The organism is Neisseria oralis (assembly GCF_045062685.1).
In the GTDB taxonomy this organism is placed as follows: domain Bacteria; phylum Pseudomonadota; class Gammaproteobacteria; order Burkholderiales; family Neisseriaceae; genus Neisseria; species Neisseria oralis.
This window is the reverse complement of the sequence record NZ_JBJGEB010000003.1, coordinates 73568-94883: the sequence shown is the minus strand read 5'-3', so window position 1 is coordinate 94883 and position 21316 is coordinate 73568. Positions and strand designations below refer to the sequence as shown.

The 21316-nt window shown below is 56.1% G+C and carries 17 protein-coding genes and 1 pseudogene; 2 read left to right on the top strand and 16 right to left on the bottom strand.

Annotated elements, in window-relative coordinates; all coding sequences use genetic code 11:
• Positions 1-9: 9 nt before the first annotated feature.
• The 11 genes and pseudogenes from ACI43T_RS03845 to ACI43T_RS03795 all read right to left on the bottom strand — a co-directional run bounded on the left by ACI43T_RS03845 (position 10) and on the right by ACI43T_RS03795 (position 14186).
• On the bottom strand, positions 10-669 hold the full coding sequence (locus tag ACI43T_RS03845; protein WP_405385592.1) for a response regulator: 660 nt from the start codon (positions 667-669) through the stop codon (positions 10-12).
• Positions 666-2564 carry a type IV pili methyl-accepting chemotaxis transducer N-terminal domain-containing protein gene (locus ACI43T_RS03840; RefSeq protein ID WP_405385591.1) on the bottom strand — a complete coding sequence of 633 codons (1899 nt, stop codon included), beginning with the start codon at positions 2562-2564 and terminating at the stop codon, positions 666-668. Before ACI43T_RS03840 ends, ACI43T_RS03845 begins: the two co-directional genes overlap by 4 nt.
• Positions 2565-2616: 52 nt before the next feature.
• A complete protein-coding gene (locus ACI43T_RS03835; protein ID WP_377080311.1) occupies positions 2617-3999 on the bottom strand; it encodes a NarK family nitrate/nitrite MFS transporter in 1383 nt (460 codons plus the stop codon).
• Between the two features lie 93 nt (positions 4000-4092).
• On the bottom strand, positions 4093-5319 hold the full coding sequence (locus ACI43T_RS03830; RefSeq protein ID WP_039851231.1) for an MFS transporter: 1227 nt from the start codon (positions 5317-5319) through the stop codon (positions 4093-4095).
• Between the two features lie 103 nt (positions 5320-5422).
• Positions 5423-6106 (bottom strand): respiratory nitrate reductase subunit gamma, encoded by a 684-nt coding sequence (narI, locus tag ACI43T_RS03825; RefSeq protein WP_405385590.1) that lies wholly within the window; start codon positions 6104-6106, stop codon positions 5423-5425.
• Positions 6107-6122: 16 nt separating this feature from the next.
• Positions 6123-6759 (bottom strand): annotated as a pseudogene (gene narJ, locus ACI43T_RS03820) (nitrate reductase molybdenum cofactor assembly chaperone).
• Entirely contained in the window at positions 6759-8327 is a 1569-nt protein-coding gene (gene narH, locus ACI43T_RS03815) for a nitrate reductase subunit beta (protein WP_293276230.1), read from the bottom strand. The pseudogene narJ and the gene narH overlap by 1 nt, the downstream one beginning before the upstream one ends.
• A 67-nt stretch (positions 8328-8394) precedes the next feature.
• Entirely contained in the window at positions 8395-8739 is a 345-nt protein-coding gene (locus ACI43T_RS03810; protein ID WP_405385589.1) for a cupin domain-containing protein, read from the bottom strand.
• Positions 8740-8807: 68 nt separating this feature from the next.
• Positions 8808-12488: a nitrate reductase subunit alpha gene (locus ACI43T_RS03805; RefSeq protein ID WP_293276232.1), complete on the bottom strand. Its 3681-nt coding sequence runs from the start codon at positions 12486-12488 to the stop codon at positions 8808-8810.
• 363 nt (positions 12489-12851) lie between these two features.
• Positions 12852-13754: a tyrosine recombinase XerC gene (locus ACI43T_RS03800; RefSeq protein ID WP_405385588.1), complete on the bottom strand. Its 903-nt coding sequence runs from the start codon at positions 13752-13754 to the stop codon at positions 12852-12854.
• Positions 13755-13757: 3 nt separating this feature from the next.
• The gene (locus ACI43T_RS03795) at positions 13758-14186 is read right to left on the bottom strand and encodes an acyl-CoA thioesterase (protein WP_405385587.1); all 429 of its coding nucleotides are present in this window, start codon (positions 14184-14186) and stop codon (positions 13758-13760) included.
• 242 nt (positions 14187-14428) lie between these two features.
• Here ACI43T_RS03795 and fba point away from each other — a divergent pair, with 242 nt between their 5' ends.
• The gene (gene fba / locus ACI43T_RS03790) at positions 14429-15493 is read left to right on the top strand and encodes a class II fructose-bisphosphate aldolase (RefSeq protein WP_405385586.1); all 1065 of its coding nucleotides are present in this window, start codon (positions 14429-14431) and stop codon (positions 15491-15493) included.
• 375 nt (positions 15494-15868) lie between these two features.
• Entirely contained in the window at positions 15869-15997 is a 129-nt protein-coding gene (locus ACI43T_RS03785; protein ID WP_405385585.1) for a hypothetical protein, read from the top strand.
• A gap of 370 nt (positions 15998-16367) precedes the next feature.
• Here the strand turns inward: ACI43T_RS03785 and yacG are convergent, their stop codons facing one another.
• The 5 genes from yacG to pilB form a co-directional block, all read right to left on the bottom strand.
• A complete protein-coding gene (yacG, locus tag ACI43T_RS03780) occupies positions 16368-16553 on the bottom strand; it encodes a DNA gyrase inhibitor YacG (RefSeq protein WP_405385584.1) in 186 nt (61 codons plus the stop codon).
• A 98-nt stretch (positions 16554-16651) separates the two neighbouring features.
• Positions 16652-17260: a dephospho-CoA kinase gene (coaE, locus tag ACI43T_RS03775; RefSeq protein ID WP_405385583.1), complete on the bottom strand. Its 609-nt coding sequence runs from the start codon at positions 17258-17260 to the stop codon at positions 16652-16654.
• A 1-nt stretch (position 17261) separates the two neighbouring features.
• Positions 17262-18125 (bottom strand): prepilin peptidase, encoded by an 864-nt coding sequence (locus ACI43T_RS03770; protein WP_377080334.1) that lies wholly within the window; start codon positions 18123-18125, stop codon positions 17262-17264.
• 1 nt (position 18126) lies between these two features.
• Entirely contained in the window at positions 18127-19368 is a 1242-nt protein-coding gene (locus tag ACI43T_RS03765; protein WP_009174726.1) for a type II secretion system F family protein, read from the bottom strand.
• Positions 19369-19449: 81 nt separating this feature from the next.
• Positions 19450-21129 (bottom strand): type IV-A pilus assembly ATPase PilB, encoded by a 1680-nt coding sequence (gene pilB / locus ACI43T_RS03760; RefSeq protein ID WP_009174727.1) that lies wholly within the window; start codon positions 21127-21129, stop codon positions 19450-19452.
• Positions 21130-21316 lie beyond the last annotated feature (187 nt).

Genomic DNA, 21316 nt, shown 5'->3' with positions numbered 1-21316 from the left:
CCTTTGCTGTCATTCCTCGTCTTTCTCCGGCGGGCGGATGTCGTGCTGGATGGCGTATACCGCCGCCTGCACGCGGCTGCTCAGGCCGAGTTTGCGCAAAATGCTCTGCACATAGGCTTTCACCGTCGATTCGGCCAGATTCAGCTTTTTGGCGATAACTTTGTTGCTGTGGCCGATCGCCAGGTGGTGCAGCGTTTCGCGCTCGCGCGGGGTCAGCGTCCCGATGTGAGCGTCGCTTTGCGGCTGTATCGGGCTGATCAGCGATTTCACCAGATGCGCGGTCATTTCGGGCGAAAAGACATTGTCGCCGTTCAGCGCCTTGCCGACCGCTTCGATGAAAAAGTCGGCGTTGATGTTTTTCAGCAAAAAACCGTGCGCCCCCTGCTTCATGCACTCGATAAGCTCGTCGCCGTCTTCGGACACGGTGAGCATCACCACTTTCTGCTCCGGATTGCTGCTCAGTATCTGCCCCAGCGCCTCCCGCCCGTTCATCACCGGCATATCCAAATCCAGCAGCACCAAATCGGGCCGCAACTGCTCGACCAGCTTGACCCCGCTCAGTCCGTCGGCCGCTTCGCCGATGACCTCGTAATCCGCTTCGTCCAATACCGACCTGATGCCGCGCCTGAACAGCGTGTGGTCGTTTATCAGGATGATGTTTCCGCTCATTCCAAAGTTCTTTCTTCTTTCGGCAGGGTCAGGCTGATTTTGGTGCCGACTCCCGCTTCGGACGCTATCTCCAACACCGCTCTGATGCGGCGGGCGCGTTCGGACATGATGTTCAGCCCGACATGGCCGTTTTCGGCAAAGTCGTTCAGGCCGCAGGTATCGAAACCGCAGCCGTCGTCTTCGATTTCCATTTTAAAGTCATCGCGGTTGTGGAAGGTGACCGTTACCCGCCGCGCCCGCGCGTGTTTGCGGATGTTCGACAGGCTTTCTTGCAGGATGAAGATGAACTGGAGCTGCTGCTCCGACGTCAGCACCGGCCCGTCGTCCAGCCAGCGGGTTTCCGCCTCTATCTGCGTCTGCTGTTTGAACCGCAACACCAGCCGCCCGACCGCTTCGTTAAATTCATTATGCGTGATTTTGGTACGGAAATTCAACAGCAGTTCGCGCACGTCGTCGTAGCATTCCTGCACGCCTTCTTTGATGAAACGCAGTTTTTCCGCCACTTTCGGTTCGGTGTGGCGCTGTGATTTTTCCAGTGCTTTTTCCAGCATCTGGATTTGCAGGTTGAGGAAGGTGAGGGTTTGGGCGATGCTGTCGTGCAGCCCCTGCGCAATCAGGTTGCGCTCTTGCAGGACGGCAAGCTGGCGGTTTTCCGTGCCCAGCCGGAAGTTGCTGACGGTTACGCCGAGCTGGCGGCACAGCGATTCGACCAGCGGAACGTCGGTGCGGTTGTCGGATTCGTTTTTGAAATAAAGCGTCATCAGCCCCAAATCCGCGCCGCCGCTGCTGATTTTGAACACGCGCAGGAAATGGTAGCCGGAACGGCTGCACAGGGCTTCGGGCACACGGTGTTCGGACGGCACGGTTTTATAAAAATTCACCGTCTGTCCGCTCTGCTGCGCCGCCGTGCCGCAACTGCATTCTTCCAGCCGGCGGCAAGCTTCGGCGTTTTGCAGTTCGTCGGGCAGGCCGCGGTGGGCGATCAGGTCCATGCGGCGGCGCTGGAAATCGATCAGGCGGATGCTGCCTGCGTCGGCGGGAACGATGTCCATCACTTTATCGAGAAAGCCCTCCGCCGCCTCTGCCGCGCTTTGCGAGCGGCTCAACAGGTCGCTGAAGGCATACAGTGTTTCGAGGGTGTAGTTTTTGGCGGCCAAATCGCGGGTTTTGTCGGCGACTTCCTGCTCCAGATTCTGATAGAGGTCGTGCAGCCGCGAACTCATTTGGTTGAAGCCTTTGTCCACTTCGGCAAACTCGGCCAGCTCGTCGGTCGGCACCTGCACGCCCAGCTTGCCGTCGTGTACGGCGTTCACGCCTTTTTGCAGGCGGCCCAGCGGCAGGATAATCCATGTGTAGAGCAACACCACCACAATCATCGAGCTGACCAAGACCAGCGCAAGCAGGATGAACTGGAACATCCTGAGCCGGTTGAGGTAGCGGTTGTTCACTTTTTCGATGGAACGGGTCAGCGTATCGATGATGTCGATAAACGGTGGTATCGAGGCCGTCTGAAAACTGCTCCGGCCTGCGGCGACGGCTTGAAACTGCGGCTTTATCCGCTGCCGCCACGTCCGTACCAGCCGCTGCATGTCCTGCCTGACTTGCGGATCGTTCGGCAGGAACAGCGGACGCGACGGCACGCCCGTATCCAAATCGTGCAGCGTTTTGTCAAATTCGCCGATATAGGCGGCGATTTCGCTTTCGGGCGCACCGCTTTCGAGCAGCAGGCTCAGGCGGTAGGTCTGCATCCGCAGGCTGCCTGTGTCGTTGATGGCCGCCGCGCCGCCTTCCAGCCGCCACGACAGCACCAGCGTCAGCACGATGGAGGCCACCGCCACAATCAGCCAGAGGACGGTCAGGAATTTCAGGCGCGAGGAAAGTCTTTTCGGAAGCATGGTTCGGGTTTGATATTTTTATAAAGGCCGTCTGAAAACGGGAAACGGTGTTTCAACACCTCACTTCGGCGTTGCGGCGTGCATAATACCACCAGTTTAGCAGCAGGCAGCAGAGGTAGAACAGGATGAAGCCGTAGAGCGCGCCGTTGACGCTGCCGGTAAGCGCGATGGACGTGCCGTAGCTTTTCGGGATGAAGAAACCGCCGTAGGCTGCGAACGCGCCGGTGAAGCCCGCAACCGCCGCCCCTTCTTTCGCCGCGTCCGCCAAGGCATGTTTCCCGTCGGACAATCCCTGCTCCGCCCGCCGCTGGTGCAGGGTCAGGAAAATTACGGGAATCTGCATGAAGGTCGAGCCGTTGCCGATGCCGCTCAGGGCAAACAGTATCATAAAGCAGGCGAAGAAACCCCAAAAGCTGCCCGACTGGGTTTCAGACGGCAGGAACGACAACACGCCGAACACCGCGGCAATCATGCCGATAAACACCCATTGGGTAATCTTGGCGCCGCTGCCCGTTTTGTCGGCAATCCAGCCGCCGAACGGCCGGGTCAGCGCGCCGATCAGCGGGCCGAGGAAGGCGTATTTCACCGGATTGACTGCGGGAAAGGCCGTCTGAATCAGCAGCGGGAAGCCTGCGGAAAAGCCGAGGAACGAGCCGAACGTGCCCAGATAGATGAAACACATTATCCAGTTGTGTTTGCGCTTGAAAATCACCGCCTGTTCGGCAAAACCGGCTTTGGCCGAAGCTAGGTCGTTCATGCCGAACCACGCCGCCAGCGACGAGGCAATGATGAACGGCACCCACACGAAACCGGCGTTTTGCAGCCAAATCTGCTTGGACGCGCCGCCTTCCGTCCAGGTTTGCGCCCCGCCGCCGAGCGCGCCGAACAGTCCGGCGGTAATCACCAGCGGCACGACGAACTGCGCCACCGATACGCCCAGATTGCCCAAACCCGCGTTCAGCCCCATCGCCGTGCCTTTTTCGGCCTTCGGAAAGAAGAAGCTGATGTTGGCCATGCTCGACGAAAAATTAGCGCCGCCCAAACCGCACAACAGCGCCAGCAGCAGCATGGTGCCGTAAGAGGTGTCGGGATTTTGGATGGCCATGCCCAGACCGACGGCGGGCAGCAGCAGGCTGGCGGTGGAAAACGCCGTCCAACGCCTGCCGCCGAACACGGGCACCATAAACGAATAGAACGCGCGGAAAGTCGCCCCCGACAACGCGGGTACGGCGGCCAGCCAGAAAAGCTGGTTGGGCGAGTAGTTGAAACCGATGCGCGGCAGGTGGATGACCGCCACGCTCCACACCTGCCAAACGGCAAACGCCAGCATCAGCGCGGGAATCGAAATCCACAAATTGCGCCGCGCCGTTTTTCTGCCGCCGTTCTGCCAAAATTCCGGATTCTCCGGCTGCCAGTCCTGAATCAGTCGCGACATCTTCCACCTCTTTTCTTCAAAATCTGTTGGTCGGTTGTTTTTCAGACGGCCTCCCGCAATGGAAAGGCCGTCTGAAAAGTTTTGTTTAACGGTTTAACGGTGCGCCGCCTTCGCTTTGAACGAGAAGTGCATCCAAACCAGCGAAAAGCAGACCGTGCCGTACAGCAGCATAAATGACGTCGTGCGCACGCCGGTCAGGTCCACCAGCATCCCGAACATAATCGGCAGCAGGAAGCCGCCCAGGCCGCCCGCCAGCCCGACGACGCCCGATACCGCGCCGATGTTGTGCGGATAGTCGTCGGCGACGAATTTGAACACCGAAGCCTTGCCGACCGCCATCGCAATACCGGCGGTAAACATCAGGACGGTAAACAGCACCACGTTCAGGCCGATGTGCATCGAAATGTCGCCGTCTTTGCCGTGGATGATGAAATCGGTTTGCGGATAGGAGAGCAGGAAGAAACATACCCACAGCACCCACATCACCGCCCAGGTAACGCGGTATGCGCCGAACCTGTCGGAAAGGTAGCCGCCGAACGCGCGCAGTACGCCGCCGGGCAGCGAAAAGCAGGCGGCCAGCAGTGCGGCGGTTTTCAGGTTCAGGCCGTATTCGTCGACGTAGTAGTGGGTCATCCACAACGCCAGCGCGACGTAGCCGCCGAACACCACCGAGTAATATTGGCTGTAACGCAGCACGCCAGGGTCTTTCAGCAGGGCGAGCTGCTCTTTCAGGCTGACCGAGGAGGAAACGAGGTGTTTCGGGTCATGGTAGCTGGTGAACCAAAACAGCAGCGCCGTACCCAGCATAATCGCCGCATAAACGGTCGGCACGAAATGCCATGTGCCGTAGGCAATCAGCGCGGGGGCGAGGAATTTGTTGACCGCGCTGCCGGCATTGCCCGCGCCGAACACCCCCATCGCCAATCCCTGCTGCTCTTTCGGAAACCAGCGCGCCACATAGGGCGTGCCCACCGAAAACGTGCCGCCGGCCAAGCCCATCATCAGGCCGATAAGCAGGAAGTGCCAGTAGGCGTAGGCGTAGCCCATCAGGAAGATGGCGGGCACGCTGACCATCATCAGCACGAACATCACAATCCGGCCGCCGTATTTGTCCGTCCAGATGCCCAGCGGCACGCGGATAAGCGAGCCGGAGAGCACCGGCAGCGCGGCCAGAATGCTGAACTGGGTTTCCGTCAGCCCCAATTCTTCTTTGACGGGGATGCCGACCACCGCCAGCATCATCCACACCATAAAGCACACGGTGAAAGACACCGTGCTGCTGATCAACACCGAATAACGTTTGTATTTTTCTGAGGCCATTTTGCCGCCTTTGCCTTTCTTTTTTTCTAACAATGGTTCGTTTCAGTTTTTCAGACGGCCCCAACCTCCGATATGGCCGGAAGGCCGTCTGAAACGCGTCGGGTTAACGCCTGCGCACAAGCTGCCATGCGCGGCCGATGTAGAAGACGCTGGCAAAGCCGCTCCACACATGCACCATGCGGGTAAACGGGAAGATGAAGAAGAAGGTCATGCCCATGAAGATGTGCATCTTGAAGAGGAAGTTGACGTCTTCCAGATACGAGGCCGCGCCGCCGCGTAAGGTAACGATGTGCTGCGCCCACTGCATCAGCTTTACCATTTCCTCGCCGTCGAGATGCCCCATGCTGACGAAGATGGTGGACAAGCCCAGCAGCAGCGTCATCAGCAGCCACACCAGCACCAGCTTGTCGCGCCATGTGCTGTTGACGCTGATGCGCTCGATTTTGAAGCGGCGGCGGATGAGGATAATCAGGCCGGCCAGCGCGGCCGAACCGAAAATGCCGCCCGCCGTCATGGCGGTAATCTGCTTGGCCTGATGGCTGACGCCGATAAATTCCCAAAACCACAGCGGGGTCAGCAGGCCGAACAGGTGGCCGAAAAACACGGCCAGCACGCCGACGTGGAACAATACGCTGCCCAGGCGCAACTGCCCGCGGTAAAGCAGCTCGCTGGAGTCGCTTTTCCATGTGTACTGCTCGCGGTCGAAACGCATCAGGCTGCCGAGGAAAAAGACGGCAAGGCAGATATAGGGGTAGATGCCGAAGAAAAACTGATTAAAGGTATTCATGTCGCGGTTCCTTTATTTAATGCCGGCCTTTGGGGTAAAACCGCACGGTCTGCACCGACGGTTTGAGCAGCGGCTCGATGCCCTGCCAGTCGGGGCCGAAGGTTTCCATCGCTTCGTCCATGTCGCGCACGGGCGGTTCGGTCAGGGGCTGCGGCGCAACGGGGCTGAGTGCCGCCGCAGCCTTCAACACCGCGGCATAGGGCGAACCGTAGCTTTGCAGGTTTTCGGCGATGTGGGCGATGACGTGCACCGCACCGCCCAACAGCTCCTGCGCGTCGGCGGGCGGAACATGCGATAAAAATTCCAGCAGCGCGGGCAGGTAGTCGGGCAGCTCGTCGTCGCCCAGCTCGAAACCGTAACGGCGGTATTCCTCCAGCAGGTCCACCATCGCGCTGCCGCGGTCGCGGTCTTCGCCGTAAACGTGCTCGAAGATATAGAGCGCGTGCCGGCGGTTGCGGTCGAACACCATGCAATTCGCGCAGGCTGTGCCGTTTCAGATGGTCCAGCAGCGCCTGCAAACCCGCGCGTTCCGCCGCCAGCTCCGGCCATTCGTCCAAGGCCGTCTGAAATTCGGGCAGCGCGTCGAGCATATCGGCTTCGGGATAACACAAGAGCGCGGAGAGCCATTTGTAAACCAAAGGGTTGGCAGCCATCAGCGGACTCCTTCCTCTTTGTTTTTCTCAATGTCTTTGCGGCGGTCGAAGAAAATGATGGGCGAAGCCTTGCGCTTGCCGAACAGGCTTTCCTGCGTGAGGCCGTCTGAACCGCCCGAACAGCCGTTGCCGAAGGAAAAGCCGCAGCTTGCCTTGTCTTCGAAACTGTTTTCCACCATTTCTTTATGGCTGGTCGGAATTACGAAGCGGTCTTCGTAGTTGGCGATAGCCATAATCTGATACATGTCTTCCACCATTTCGGGGGTGAGGCCGGTGCCGTCCAAGGATTGTTCCAGCGTTTCGCCGTGCACGGCCTGGCCGCGTTTGAAGCGGCGCATGGCAATCATGCGTTCCAGCGCTTCTTTAATCGGTTCGATTTTGCCGGCGGTCAGCAGGTTGGCCAGATAGCGCAGCGGGATACGCATTTCGTCCACGCTGGGAATGATGCCGTTTTCGCCCACCAGCCCGTTTTCGATGGCGGATTGGATCGGGGAGAGCGGCGGGATGTACCAAACCATCGGCAGCGTGCGGTATTCGGGATGCAGCGGGAAGGCGATTTTCCATTCCATCGCCATTTTGTAGACGGGCGATTTTTTCGCCGCATCGAGCCAGCTTTGGCTGATGCCCTGTTTCAGGGCTTCGCGCTGGATTTCGGGATCGTGCGGGTCGAGGAATACGCCCAGTTGCGCTTCATACAAGTCTTGCGGGTTTTCCACCGAAGCGGCTTCTTCGATTTTGTCGGCGTCATACAGCAGCACGCCCAGATAGCGGATGCGGCCGACGCAGGTTTCGGAGCAGACGGTCGGTTCGCCCGCTTCGATGCGCGGGTAGCAGAAAATACATTTTTCGGCTTTGCCGCTGACCCAGTTGTAGTAGATTTTTTTGTACGGGCAGCCGGAAACGCACATGCGCCAGCCGCGGCATTTGTCTTGGTCGATGAGCACGATGCCGTCGTCTTCGCGTTTGTAGATGCTGCCGGACGGGCAGGAGGCGACGCAGGTCGGGTTCAGGCAGTGTTCGCACAGGCGCGGCAGATACATCATGAAGGTCTGCTCGAACGCGCCCATCATTTCTTTCTGGATGCCCTCAAACAAGGTGTCTTTGGCGCGTTTTTCAAATTCGCCCGCCAAATCGTCTTCCCAGTTCGGCCCCCATTCGACTTTGTCCATTTTCTTGCCGGTGAGCACGGAAACCGGCCGCGCGGTGGGCGGGGTTTTCATTTTTGGGGCGTTTTGCAGGTGCTCGTAGTCGTAGGTGAACGGCTCGTAGTAGTCGTCTATCTGCGGCAGGTTGGGGTTGGCGAAGATGTTGGACAGGATTTTCAGACGGCCGCCCTGCTTGGGCACGAGCTTGCCGTTGGGTTTGCGCACCCAGCCGCCGTTCCATTTTTCCTGATCTTCCCAGTTTTTCGGGAAGCCGATGCCGGGCTTGGTCTCGACGTTGTTGAACCAGGCGTATTCCACGCCGTCGCGGCTCGTCCATACGTTTTTGCAGGTAACGGAGCAGGTGTGGCAGCCGATACATTTGTCCAAGTTCAGCACCATGCCGACTTGCGCTCTGATTTTCATGATGTGTTCCTTATGATTGGTCTGTTTTCAGACGGCCTTCAACGCGTCCGTGCCGTCTGAAAAACGGTTATGCTTTTTCGAATCCGGCTTTAGGGCTGATGACCGAAACCAAAATGCAGTCTTCCTTGCCGTTGTTGCGCGCGCCGTGGATTTGACGGTCACCGACCACCACGGACTCGCCGGCGCGGATGATGCGGCCGCTTTGCGCATCGTCCGCCAGCTCGGCTTCGCCCCGCAGCACAATCCAGATGTCCGCGCCGTGCGGGTGGCTGTGGGCGGGCAACATGGTTTGCGGCGGAATCTGCCACAGCACCATGTTGTCGTGTTGGTCTTGATACAGCACGGTGCGCACGGCTTCGGCGGGGTTTTCCTTCAAATAGTCGGCGAAACGGATAATCTGCGGGAGCTTCATGGTTTCGTTCCTCATATTCCGTTTTCAGACGGCCTTTTGAGACGGCAGGCCGTCTGAAAACACCTGCCTTATTCGGCGGGTTCGTCCATCCAGTCGATGTCCTTCATCTTGCGGACAATCACCCATTCGTCGCGGTTGGAGCCGACCGTGCCGTAATAGTTGAAGCTGTACGCCAGTTGCGCGTAGCCGCCTATCATGTGGGTCGGGTTCAATACCGCCTTGGTTACCGAATTGTGGATGCCGCCGCGTTTTTTGGTGGTTTCCGCCGCAGGCGTGTGCACCAGTTTTTCCTGCGCGTGGTACATCAGAATCATGGTTTCGGGAATGCGCTGGCTCACAATCACGCGGCAGGCAATCGAACCGTTGGTGTTGAACACTTCCACCCAGTCGTTATCCACCAACCCTGCTTTCTTGGCATCGGTTTCGGAAATCCACACGTGCGGGCCGCCGCGCGAAAGCGTGAGCATACGCAGGTTTTCCGAATAGGTACTGTGGATGCCCCATTTCTGGTGCGGCGTGAGGAAGTTGAGCGTGATTTCCGGATTGCCGTTGGGCATTTTGCCCAGCAGCTTCTTGGTGGTTTTGGTGTCCACCGCCGGACGGTACGCGCAGAAAGCCGCACCGAAATCACGCATCCATTTGTGGTCTTGGTAAAACTGCTGGCGGCCGGTGAGCGTGCGCCACGGAATCAGCTCGTGCACGTTGGTATAGCCTGCGGTGTAGCACACTTCTTCGCTCTCCACGCCCGACCAAATCGGCGAGGTAACAATCTTGCGCGGCTGGGCGACGATGTCGCGGAAGCGGATTTGCGTGTGCTCGCTGGCATTAATCAGGTGCGTATGGTCGCGGCCGGTGATTTTGCCCAGCGACTGCCAAGCTTTTTTCGAAACATGGCCGTTGGTTTCCGGCGCCAGCGTCAGAATCATCTCGGCCGCATCGATGGCGGTTTCGATTTTCGGCTGGCCTTTGCCTGCGCCTTCGGGCTGCACGCCGTTGAGTTTGCGCAGGTATTCCACTTCGTGCTTGGTATCCCACGCCATGCCTTTGCCGTTGTTGTTCACTTTTTCCAGCAAGGGGCCGACAGAGGTGAATTTCTCGTAAACCGCGCCGTAGTCGCGTTCCACCACGGTCATGGCCGGCATGGTTTTGCCCGGAATCGGCTCGCACTCGCCCAGCTTCCAGTCTTTCGGGTCGAACGGCTGGCCGAGTTCCTGCGGGCTGTCGTGCATCAGCGGCGTGAGCACGATGTCTTTGCGCACGCCCAGATAATCTTTGGCCAGCTCACTGAATTTTTTGGCCAGGCCTTTATAGATTTCCCAGTCGGACTTGCTCTGCCACAAAGGCTGCACCGCTTCGGTAAACGGATGGATGAACGGGTGCATGTCGGACGTGTTCAGATCGTGTTTTTCGTACCAAGTGGCGGTCGGGAAAATCACGTCGGCGTACAGGCAGGTGGTGTTCATGCGGAAATCCAGGAGCGTGAACAAATCCAGCTTGCCTTCCACGCCTTCCCGCTGCTTCACTTCGGCCGGTTTCAGGCAGTCGTCTTCGTCGCTCATCAGGCCGTTTTGCGTGCCGAGCAGGTATTTCAGGAAATATTCGTGGCCTTTGCCGGAAGAACCCAAAATGTTGGAACGCCAAATAAACATATTGCGCGGCCAGTTTTTCGGGTTTTCCGGATCGTCGCAGGACATTTCCAGCGTGCCTTCCTTCAAACCTTTCACCACATAATCCACCGGCGCCATGCCGGCCTTTTCGGCCGCATCGGTTATATCCAGCGGATTGGTTTCCAACTGCGGCGCGCTCGGCGTCCAACCCATGCGGGCGGCTTTGGCGTTGTAGTCGATCATGGTCAGGCGGCGCATATCGTCGCCGGCGTCGGACGTGAGCAGCTCGTCGGCGGACACGGTTTCGTGGCGGTACTGGCCGGTGTGGCCGTAGAAGAACGAGGTACCGGCCATCTGGCGCGCGGGGCGGTGCCAGTCGAGCGCGAAAGTCAGCGGCGCCCAGCCGGACTGCGGACGCAGTTTTTCCTGACCCACATAATGGCACCAGCCGCCGCCGGACTTGCCGATGGTGCCGCACATCATCAGCATGTTAATCAGGCCGCGATAGTTCATGTCCAGGTAATACCAGTGGTTCAGGCCGGCGCCGACGATAATCATCGAGCGGCCCTTGGTGTCGTGCGCGTTCTGGGCGAACTCGCGGGCTACCTGAATCACACGTTCGGGAGCAACGCCGGTGTGTTTTTCCTGCCATTTCGGCGTGTAGGGTTTGTCGTCAAAATAATCTTTGGCCACGTTCTCGTCGCCCAAGCCGTTGTCCACGCCGTATTGCGCCACCAGAAGGTCGAACACGGTGGCCACCAACTGGCTGCTGCCGTCGGCTAGGGTGATGCGTTTCACCGGCACTTTGCGGAAGGTTTTTTCTTCGTCGAATTCGCCGCCGAAGTAGTCGAAGCCGACACGCACCACGTCATCGGCGCACGTTTTCAGCGACAAGGCCGCCTGAACGTCTTGGTCATCCTGCGCCTTGGTTTCCAGATTCCACTTACCGCTGCCGTCCCAACGGAAGCCGATGGAGCCGTTGGGCAGCATCAGGCTGTCGGTTTTCTCGTTCCACGCCAGCACTTTCCAGTCGGGATTTTTCTCTTCGCCGAAATTGCCGCTCAACTGCGACGCGCGCAAGGTGTATTCGGGGCGGTAGCCTTTACCGTCTTCTTTCAGGCACACCAGCACCGGCATATCGGTCAGGCGGCGGCAGTAGTCTTGAAAATAGTCGGAAGGATTGTCGATGTGGAATTCTTTGAGGATAACGTGCCCCATCGCCATCGCCAGCGCGGCATCCGTGCCTTGGCGCGGCGAGAGCCAGATGTCGCTGAACTTGGCCATTTCGCCGAAATCGGACGACACGGCGACGGTTTTGGTGCCTTTGTAGCGCACTTCGGTGTAGAAATGGGCGTCGGGGGTGCGGGTCATCGGGATGTTGGAACCCCACACCAGAAGATAATTGGAGTTGTACCAGTCGGCAGATTCGGCCACGTCGGTCTGCTCACCCCAAGTTTGGGGCGAAGCAGGCGGCAGGTCGCAATACCAGTCGTAGAACGACAGCGGCACGCCGCCAATCAAACCAAGATAGCGCGCGCCGGAGGCATAGCTGACCATAGACATGGCGGGAATCGGCGAGAAGCCGATAACGCGGTCGGGGCCGTATTTCTTGATGGTGTAGCAGTTGGCCGCCGCCACCATTTCATAGGCTTCGTCCCAGTTGGAACGCACGAAGCCGCCCAAACCGCGTTGGGATTTGTAGGATTTGGAGCGCTCGGGGTCTTCCACAATCCATTGCCATGCTTCGATGGGGTCTTTGGTTTTGCGCGCTTCGCGCCACAGTTCGGCCAGCGCGCCGCGCATCATCGGATATTTGATGCGCTGGGCGGAATAGACGTACCAACTGTATGACGCGCCGCGCGGACAGCCGCGCGGTTCGTGGTTGGGCAGGTCGGGGCGGGTGCGCGGATAGTCGGTCTGCTGGGTTTCCCAGGTGATGATGCCGTTTTTAACGTAGATTTTCCACGAACACGAACCGGTACAGTTCACGCCGTGGGTGGAGCGGGCGATTTTGTCGTGCGACCAGCGGCTGCGGTAGGCGTTCTCCCACTTGCGGTCTTCTTCGGTCAATACGCCGTGGCCGTTGGCGAACGGTTCGTGCTTGTGCCTGAAAAATGTCAGGCGGTCTAAAAAATGACTCATGGCGGTGTCCTTGCATTGCTGCGGATTATTATGGTTTCAATATAAATGAGCCGATTGGCGAAAAACAGGGGCAGAACGTACGGCTCCGCCGTGCAAAACGGCGGTAGCGGCTACCTACTTTGTGAGGTAGCGGAAGGCCGCGCTCTTCGCCGAACGCCGCATACGGCAAGGCCGTCTGAATCACGATTCAGACGGCCTGTTTGCATTTCGGGAGACCACACGCATTAAATGGGGAGGATACCTACTTTGGTAGGTAATGCTAAAACGGTTTCGCAGCAGGCGGCGGCGGGATACCGGCCTGCGTCCCTGCTCCGGCCGGAGCGGAACCCCGCTTTTCCTACCCGTTTCGTTTTTCAGACGGCCTCATTCTTTTTTCCTTTTCGCCCGCGGATGCGCTTCGTCATATACGGCGGCCAGATGTTCCAAGTCCAGCTTGGTGTAAATCTGCGTGGTCGACAAATTGCTGTGCCCCAGCAATTCCTGTACCGCACGGATGTCGCGCGACGCCTGTAAAAGGTGGCTGGCGTAACTGTGCCGCAGCATGTGCGGCGAAAGGTGCTGCGCACTGCCCTGCTCCGCCGCCCACTGTTGCAGGCGTTTCTGAATCTGCCTCTGTCCCAGCCGTCGGCCGTTCTTGTTGGTAAACAGTGCGGCCTCGCCTTCTGCGGCGATCCGGTGCGGCAGGTAGTCCAGCAGCGCGTCTATACTCTTGCGCACCAGCGGCACGCGCCGCTGTTTGCCGCCCTTGCCCGTTACGCCCACCCAGCCTTCGTCGGGCAAAACATCGTGCAGGTTCAGGCTGCACACTTCGCTCAGGCGCAGGCCGCTGCCGTAAAGCAGTTCGAATACGGCGCGGTCGCGCAACGCCAGTGCGTCCTCGCCGCAACCTTGGTTCAACAGGTGGTTGAGCGGTTCCTGCTGAACGGCTTTGGGCAGGCGCTGCGGCGGCTTCGGCGCCTTGAGGTTGGCGGTCGGGTCGGCTGCCATCAGGCCTCTTTGTACCAGCCAGCCGCAATACTGCCGCCACACCGACAGTTTCCGCGCCATACTGCGTTCGCTCAAATTGCGTTGCGACAGTTTTTTCAAGGCGGCCAAAAAGTCGCCGCGCCCCACATCCGCCCCGTTTTCAGACGGCCTCAGCATTAAAAGCCGCTCAAGCTGCGACAGGTCGCGGCGGTAGGCTTCGACGGTGTGCGCCGATTTGCCCTCCTGCCGCAACGCGGTCAAATAATCGTCGAAATACCGGCAAAAATCCTGCTGCTGCATGTTTCAGACGGCCTCCAATACCGTTTTCAACGCCTGCGGCAGACGGCAGACCCGCTGCGCGGCATAATCGAAACACACCATCCCCGTCCGTACCCGTGCGACGGTTTTACCGTCCCGCACGCGTACCATATGATACAGCAGCACGAAACCGCCCTTGCCTGCTTCTTCCGCCCCCATCTCGATTTGCAGCGCGTCGCCGTGGTGCGCCTGCGCCAGATACTGTACCGCCGCATCCGCCATAATCAACCCCGCGCCGCCTGCGTCCAGTTCGGTAAAACCCAGCGCGGCCAGCCAGCGTACGCGCGTTTCATGGCACAAACGCAACACCGCGTCATTGGCAAGGTGCCCGCCGTAATTAATGTCGCCTATCTGCACGTCGATACGGGCGGTATACAGGATGGTTTCGGGCGTGGGGACATTAATCCGCAGCATGTTTTCTTCCTTATTCAGACAAATCGGTTTTCAGACGGCCTCAGAAGGCTTCCGGCCGCATCCCATTATCCACAATCACGCGTCGGGCGCCAATTTTTACCACCGCCGCGTTCGTTCAAATCCGTTCGAACGCGTTATCATTAATATATAAAATTAATGTAGCGTGTTGTAGTATTGAATGCCGAAAAATACTATAATAACCCGATAACCCACTTTTCCCATCCCAATCCAAGGAGATTTTCATGGCTCTCGTCTCTATGCGCCAACTGCTCGACCACGCGGCTGAAAACAGCTACGGTCTGCCCGCATTCAATGTTAACAATCTTGAACAGATGCGCGCCATTATGGAAGCCGCCAACCAGATTAACGCCCCCGTCATCGTGCAGGCCAGCGCAGGCGCACGCAAATATGCGGGGGCGCCGTTTTTACGCCACCTGATTCTGGCGGCCGTGGAAGAATTCCCGCACATTCCCGTCGTCATGCACCAAGACCACGGCGCATCGCCCGACGTATGCCAGCGCTCCATCCAATTGGGCTTCTCCTCCGTCATGATGGACGGCTCGCTGATGGAAGACGGCAAAACCCCGTCCACCTACGAATACAACGTCAACGCCACCCGTACCGTCGTTAATTTCTCCCACGCCTGCGGCGTATCCGTCGAAGGCGAAATCGGCGTATTGGGCAACCTCGAAACCGGCGAAGCAGGCGAAGAAGACGGCGTAGGCGCAGTCGGCAAACTCTCCCACGACCAAATGCTCACCAGCGTCGAAGATGCCGTGCGCTTCGTCAAAGACACCGGCGTGGACGCGCTGGCCATCGCCGTCGGCACCAGCCACGGCGCCTACAAATTCACCCGCCCGCCCACAGGCGAAGTGTTGCGCATCGACCGTATCAAAGAAATCCACCAAGCCCTGCCCAACACCCACATCGTCATGCACGGCTCCAGCTCCGTACCGCAGGAATGGCTGAAAGTGATTAACGAATACGGCGGCAATATCGGCGAAACCTACGGCGTCCCCGTGGAAGAAATCGTCGAAGGCATCAAACACGGCGTGCGCAAAGTCAACATCGACACCGACCTGCGCCTCGCCTCTACCGGCGCCATCCGCCGCTTTATGGCGGAAAACCCGTCCGAATTCGACCCGCGCAAATACCTCGGCAAAACCGTCGAAGCCATGAAGCAAATCTGTCTCGACCGCTACCTTGCATTCGGTTGCGAAGGTCAGGCAAGCAAAATCAAACCCGTTTCCCTTGAGAAAATGGCAACCCGCTACGCCAAAGGCGAGCTGAACCAGATCATCAACTGATTGCCGTTTTGCCGAAATAAATATTCAGGCCGTCTGAAAACCGAACTTTCCGTTTGGAAAACAGTTTTCAGACGGCCTCTGCCTTTCTACGACCGTGCCATTTTTATAAAGTATAGTGGGTTAAGTTTAAACCAGTACGGCGTTGCCTCGCCTTGTTCTGATTTAAACTTAACCCGCTATACTTGCCATCTCGAAATAGAATCAGTGCATTCGAGCGGCATTTTAACGTATTGAAACGGTATTTTTGCCTGATACGCCGCGATAATACCGAACAGCCACAATTCCTAGCCTAATTTGTTTTCCGATTAACACCCGTTAAACAACCTCAGGCCTAAGATACCACTTCCCTTTGCTTCAAGCGAGAAAGACATTACCATGAAACACCTCACCAAACTGACCTCCCTGATGGTACTTGCCGTCGGCCTCTGGCCGCCGCGCCGCTGGCCTCCGCCGAACCCGGACACGATGACGGTCCTCACCCCGAACACCAATCCCCGCACATGAAAAAACCGGTTCCGCGCCCTCCTGAAGCCCGCAAGCACAAAGCGGAGCCTCCCATGAAGAAAGCACCCAAACACGCAGCGAAAAAAATGCCGAAACATCATCATCACGGCCATTAATCCGGCCCCAGCCGCGCCACTAGGATAGTGCCAAACCGGTATGTTAAAAATATCGGTTTTACGGCCTTTGAATTTAAGTCGGAATTGCAGCAACGCAGCAAGCAGTCAGGTAATTACGAAACGATTGATATTCGGAAATCGTTTCAGCGGAAGCTCTTTGCCGATTTAGATATAAACGGTCGCACTATCCATTGCAAAAGGCCGTCTGAAATTTTTCAGACGGCCTTTCCATATCATGACCCAACTGCGCGGTTTTAACCTTTCTGCCAATCCGACATCAGCTCCTCTTCCTGTGCGGCAACAGTGTATTTCTCATCCGCCCACTCGCCCAAATCAATCAATTTGCAACGCTCGCTGCAAAACGGACGGTATTTGTTTTCTGGAATCCATGCCACGGGCTGTCGGCAGTTGGGACATTCTACAATTAAGATTTCAGTCATTTTACTCATTCCGACAAATCAAACACCAAACAGTACATCTGCCATTATCTTGCCAAACAGCCGGACAAACGGCAAAAAAGCGGTTTTCTCTTTCTCCATCAAACTGTTTTGACCGCATGTGAATAAAACCTATGCAAACGGCCGATTTTTGCCGCCAACTCGCCTGCCGAACCTTCGTTTACCACCACATCATCGGCATGAAGCAACCTATCCCTGCGGGAAATCTGAGTGCGGATAATACGGCGGATTTCGCTTTCATCCAAACCGCTGCGCTGTCGGACACGCCGAATTTGCACTTCCTCTGCAACATCGATAACCAGCACCCTACCCACCAAAGCTAGAAATTGCGGATTTTCAATCAACAAGGGTACATCAATAATCCCGTAAACCGCTTGCGGATATTGGTTCTGCTGAAAACGGATTTCCTCCAAAATCAGCGGAAACATCAGGCCTTCGAGTATTTCTTTGGACTGAGGCCGTCTGAAAACGAAATCACGCAGGACTTCCCTATCCAAACGGCCTTGCGTATCAAACACCTCATCCCCGAATGCACTGCGGATGGCAGGCAGTGCCTTGCCATTATCCGCAGTCAAATTCCGACTAATGGCATCCGCATCGATATGCGGTACGCCCAATCTAACAAATTCGGCAGCCGCCAGTGATTTGCCGCTGCCGATTCCTCCGGTCAACCCTATCCATACCGTCATATCAGAATCCCGATTTGGTCAGCCACCATCGAATAAGCTGGTTTACCGGCTCATTGGCCGTAAACACAACCCATCCGGCAATGGCAAGACTCGGGCCGAATGCGAACGGCTGGTTTCTGGCAACACGCATAATCAGCGCACCTACCAAGCCGACCAATGCCGACATAAAAACCAACACCGGCAGCGTTCCTACACCCAACCATGCGCCAAGTGCGGCCAGCAATTTGAAATCTCCGGCTCCCATACCTTGGATACCGCGGACCAAACGGTAAAACGAGTTCAGCAGCCACAAACTCATATATCCGCACACTGCGCCCAGTACGGCGGACTGAAGGGAAACAAATGCACCGTCAAAATTGAACAGTAATCCCAACCATATCAACGGCAAAGTAAGCTGATCCGGCAGGTATTGCGTGTCAATATCAATAAAGGTCAAAGCAATCAACACTGCCGTCAGAATCAAACCGCCCAACGTCGTCCAACTCCAGCCATACTGCCATGCAACGGCGGCAAACAATATTCCCGTCAGCAGTTCTACCAAAGGATAGCGGATGCTGATCGGTGTTTTACACGAACCACATTTACCGCCGAGCATCAGATAACTGACAATCGGGATATTCTGCCATGCCCTGACCGGAGCATGGCATTTCGGGCAACGGGAATCCGGCTTGAGCAGGTTAAACGGCTGCCGCTCCTCCTCTGTCAAGCCAAGCTGCAAATGTTCTTTTGCAAACTGCGTCCACCCTCGTTCCATCATCACCGGCGTACGGTAGATCACGACATTGAGAAAACTGCCAATGACCAGTCCCAACACGACGGCAAGCGGAACGGCAAACGGTGCCAGCGTATCCAACGACTCCAACATATCAACCGACCACGTTACCCAGATTAAAGAGCGGCAGATACATAGCCACCAGTAAAACCCCGATGGTCGAACCCAATACCACCATAATGACCGGCTCCATCAGCGAAGACAGTTGCGATACGGAGTTATCCACTTCCTCTTCATAAAATTCGGCTGCTTTATTCAGCATATCGTCCAAAGAACCTGATTCCTCACCGATTGCCGCCATTTGGATAATCATATTCGGAAACATTTCCGTACTTTGCATACTCGATGTCAACGACAAGCCCTGTGTAACTTTGGCCTGAATATCCTTGGTAGCTTCTTCGTAAAGAATATTGCCCGCAGCCCCTGCAACGGAATCCAACACCTCGACCAACGGCACGCCTGCCGCAAACAAAGTGGCCGTCGTACGCGACCAGCGTGCAATGGTTGCCTTTCTGACGATGGGACCGAAGATAGGAAGGCGCAGCATTATGCTGTCCACCCGTTTTTGGAATGCCGGGGATTTCTGGTGCAGTTTATAAAGGCCGAATCCTGCCAAGATAATGGCAACAATCATCACCCAACCGTATTTGACAAAGAATTTGGACATACTCATGACAATCTGCGTCAAACCCGGCAATTCCGCACCCATGCTGCTGTAAACCTCGCCGAATGCGGGTAATACGAACATCATCATGACGAAAATCAAAGCCACCGCCACCACCATAATGGCAATCGGATAAGTCAATGCGGTTTTAACTTTCTTTTTAATGGCTTGGGTTTTTTCCTTATAGACCGCCAGTTTGTCCAACAATCCTTCCAATACGCCGCCCGTTTCACCGGCAGAAACCAAATTGCAGTAAAAACGGTCGAAATATTTCGGATATTTAGAGAATGATTTACCCAATGCACTGCCCTGCTCCACATCTGCACGCACCTGCATCAGCATCTGCGTCATAGAAGGATTGGAATGGCCGCGCGCCACGATTTCAAAAGCCTGCATCAACGGCAACCCTGCTTTCATCATAGTCGCAAGCTGGCGGGTAAAGACAGTAATATCTTCCTGTGTGATGCGTTTCTTACGCGTTGATTTGACTTTGCTGACACGCAACGGACGAATACCCCTGCGCTGGAGCTTCTTGCGCGCTTCCTCTTCGTCTTTTGCAACCACCTCACCGCGCACGATTTGATCCGTGCTGAGGTTCCTACCTTCAAAAGTAAACCTTTTACCTTTGTTTTTGTTAGCGAATAAGCCTTTTGACTGCTCTGCTTGAGCCATAACTACCCCTTAGTTTTGTTTGTTATATTCAGACAATGCCGGAACGGATTCCCCTCCGTATCCGGCAGCTTTCGTTTCATCTTAATCGTTGGTATGCGCGGTTACTTCTTCGAGCGTGGTCAATCCCTGCATCACTTTCAGCAAACCGGCACGACGCAAATCAACCATGCCTTCTTTGTACGCCATATTCATAATATCTACTTCAGTACCGTTATTCATGATAACCCGCTGCATTTCTTCGGTAACCGGCATCATTTCATATACCCCGGCACGGCCTTTGTACCCCTTGCCCCTGCAACTGTCGCAGCCTACGGCACGGTACATCGTCCAATCCTTAGCCAAGTCTTCTTTGGTAAACCCCGCTTTAAGCAAGGCCGGTTCGGGAGGCCGCTCCATCGGCGTTTTGCACTTCGGACACAAACGGCGCAACAGACGTTGGGCGATTATCAGGCTGACGGAACTGGCGATATTGAACGGTGCGACACCCATGTTCAGCATACGCGACAAAGTCGCCGGAGCATTATTAGTATGCAGCGTCGAAAACACCATATGTCCTGTCTGTGCCGCTTTAATCGCAATATCGGCTGTTTCCAAATCACGAATCTCGCCCACCATGATGATGTCTGGGTCTTGGCGCAGGAACGATTTTAGCGCGGCAGCAAAAGTCAGGCCCTGTTTATCGTTGACGTTAACCTGATTGATACCCGGCAAATTAATCTCGGCCGGGTCTTCGGCGGTAGAAATATTAACGTCTTCTGTATTCAGGATATTCAGACTGGTATAAAGCGTTACCGTTTTACCCGATCCCGTCGGACCGGTAACCAACACCATACCGTACGGGCGGTGAATGGCTTCAAGCAACATCTCTTTTTGAAACGGCTCAAAACCGAGTTGATCGATATTCAGCGAAGCCGCATCCGAATTCAAGATACGCATCACCACTTTTTCGCCGAACAGAGTGGGCAGCGTGCTGACACGGAAATCAATCGGACGTCCGTGTTTATGGAAGGCAATCTGGATACGTCCGTCCTGCGGGACACGTTTTTCCGAAATATCCAATCGCGCCATAACTTTGATACGCGAAGCCAACTGCCCGCGTACAGCAACCGGCGGCTGCACTACTTCGCGCAACTGTCCGTCCACACGAAACCGGACGCGCGCCATTTGCTCATAAAACTCAAAGTGGATATCCGATGCACCCGCATTAAGCGCATCCGATAAGGTTTTATGAATAAAGCGCGGAATCGGGCCGTCTTCTGCTTCTTCATTGTCTATATACAGTGCTTGTGCGGGTTGGGCTGCCTCTTGTTCCTGACTGATTTCCTTTAAAATGGAAGTCGAACGCTGCCCCAACCATTCGAGAAGCGAACTCAACTGGTCATCCGGCACGACAACCAAGTCGACCGATGCGCCCGAAGCGAAGGCCACTTTTTGAAAACTCTGGATCTGTGTAGGATCGGATACCGCCAGATAGACCTTGCGGCCGCGGCGGAAAATGGGGATGCAGCGGTTTTGCACCATCTGCTCTTCACTCAGAACATCCGTCAGGATGTTGCTGCGCGGGTAATGGCGCAAATCCAGCAGCGGATAACTGAAAACCCGAGCGACCAATTCGCCCAATGATTTCGGAGTAATGACGCCGTCTGAAAACAGCATCGGCAATATTTCTTTATTGGCTTTCAAGGCACTATTGTAATGCTCGGCCTGACTGTTAGTAATCTTTTGGCTCTGCACCAAAACACGCAATAACCCGACACTCATTTTATTTAACCTATCCGTTTCTTGTGCAATTCTTCGACTGTATATCCGGCAACGAAAAACTGTTGAACAACTTATTATTAATTATCCGGCATCGCCTGCTCTTTATCCGTCCAGCCCGTAAAAGTCCCTTTGACTGCTCAGGATGCAGAAGATGCCGTCTGAAAATTTCCGTGATTAATTTGCTATC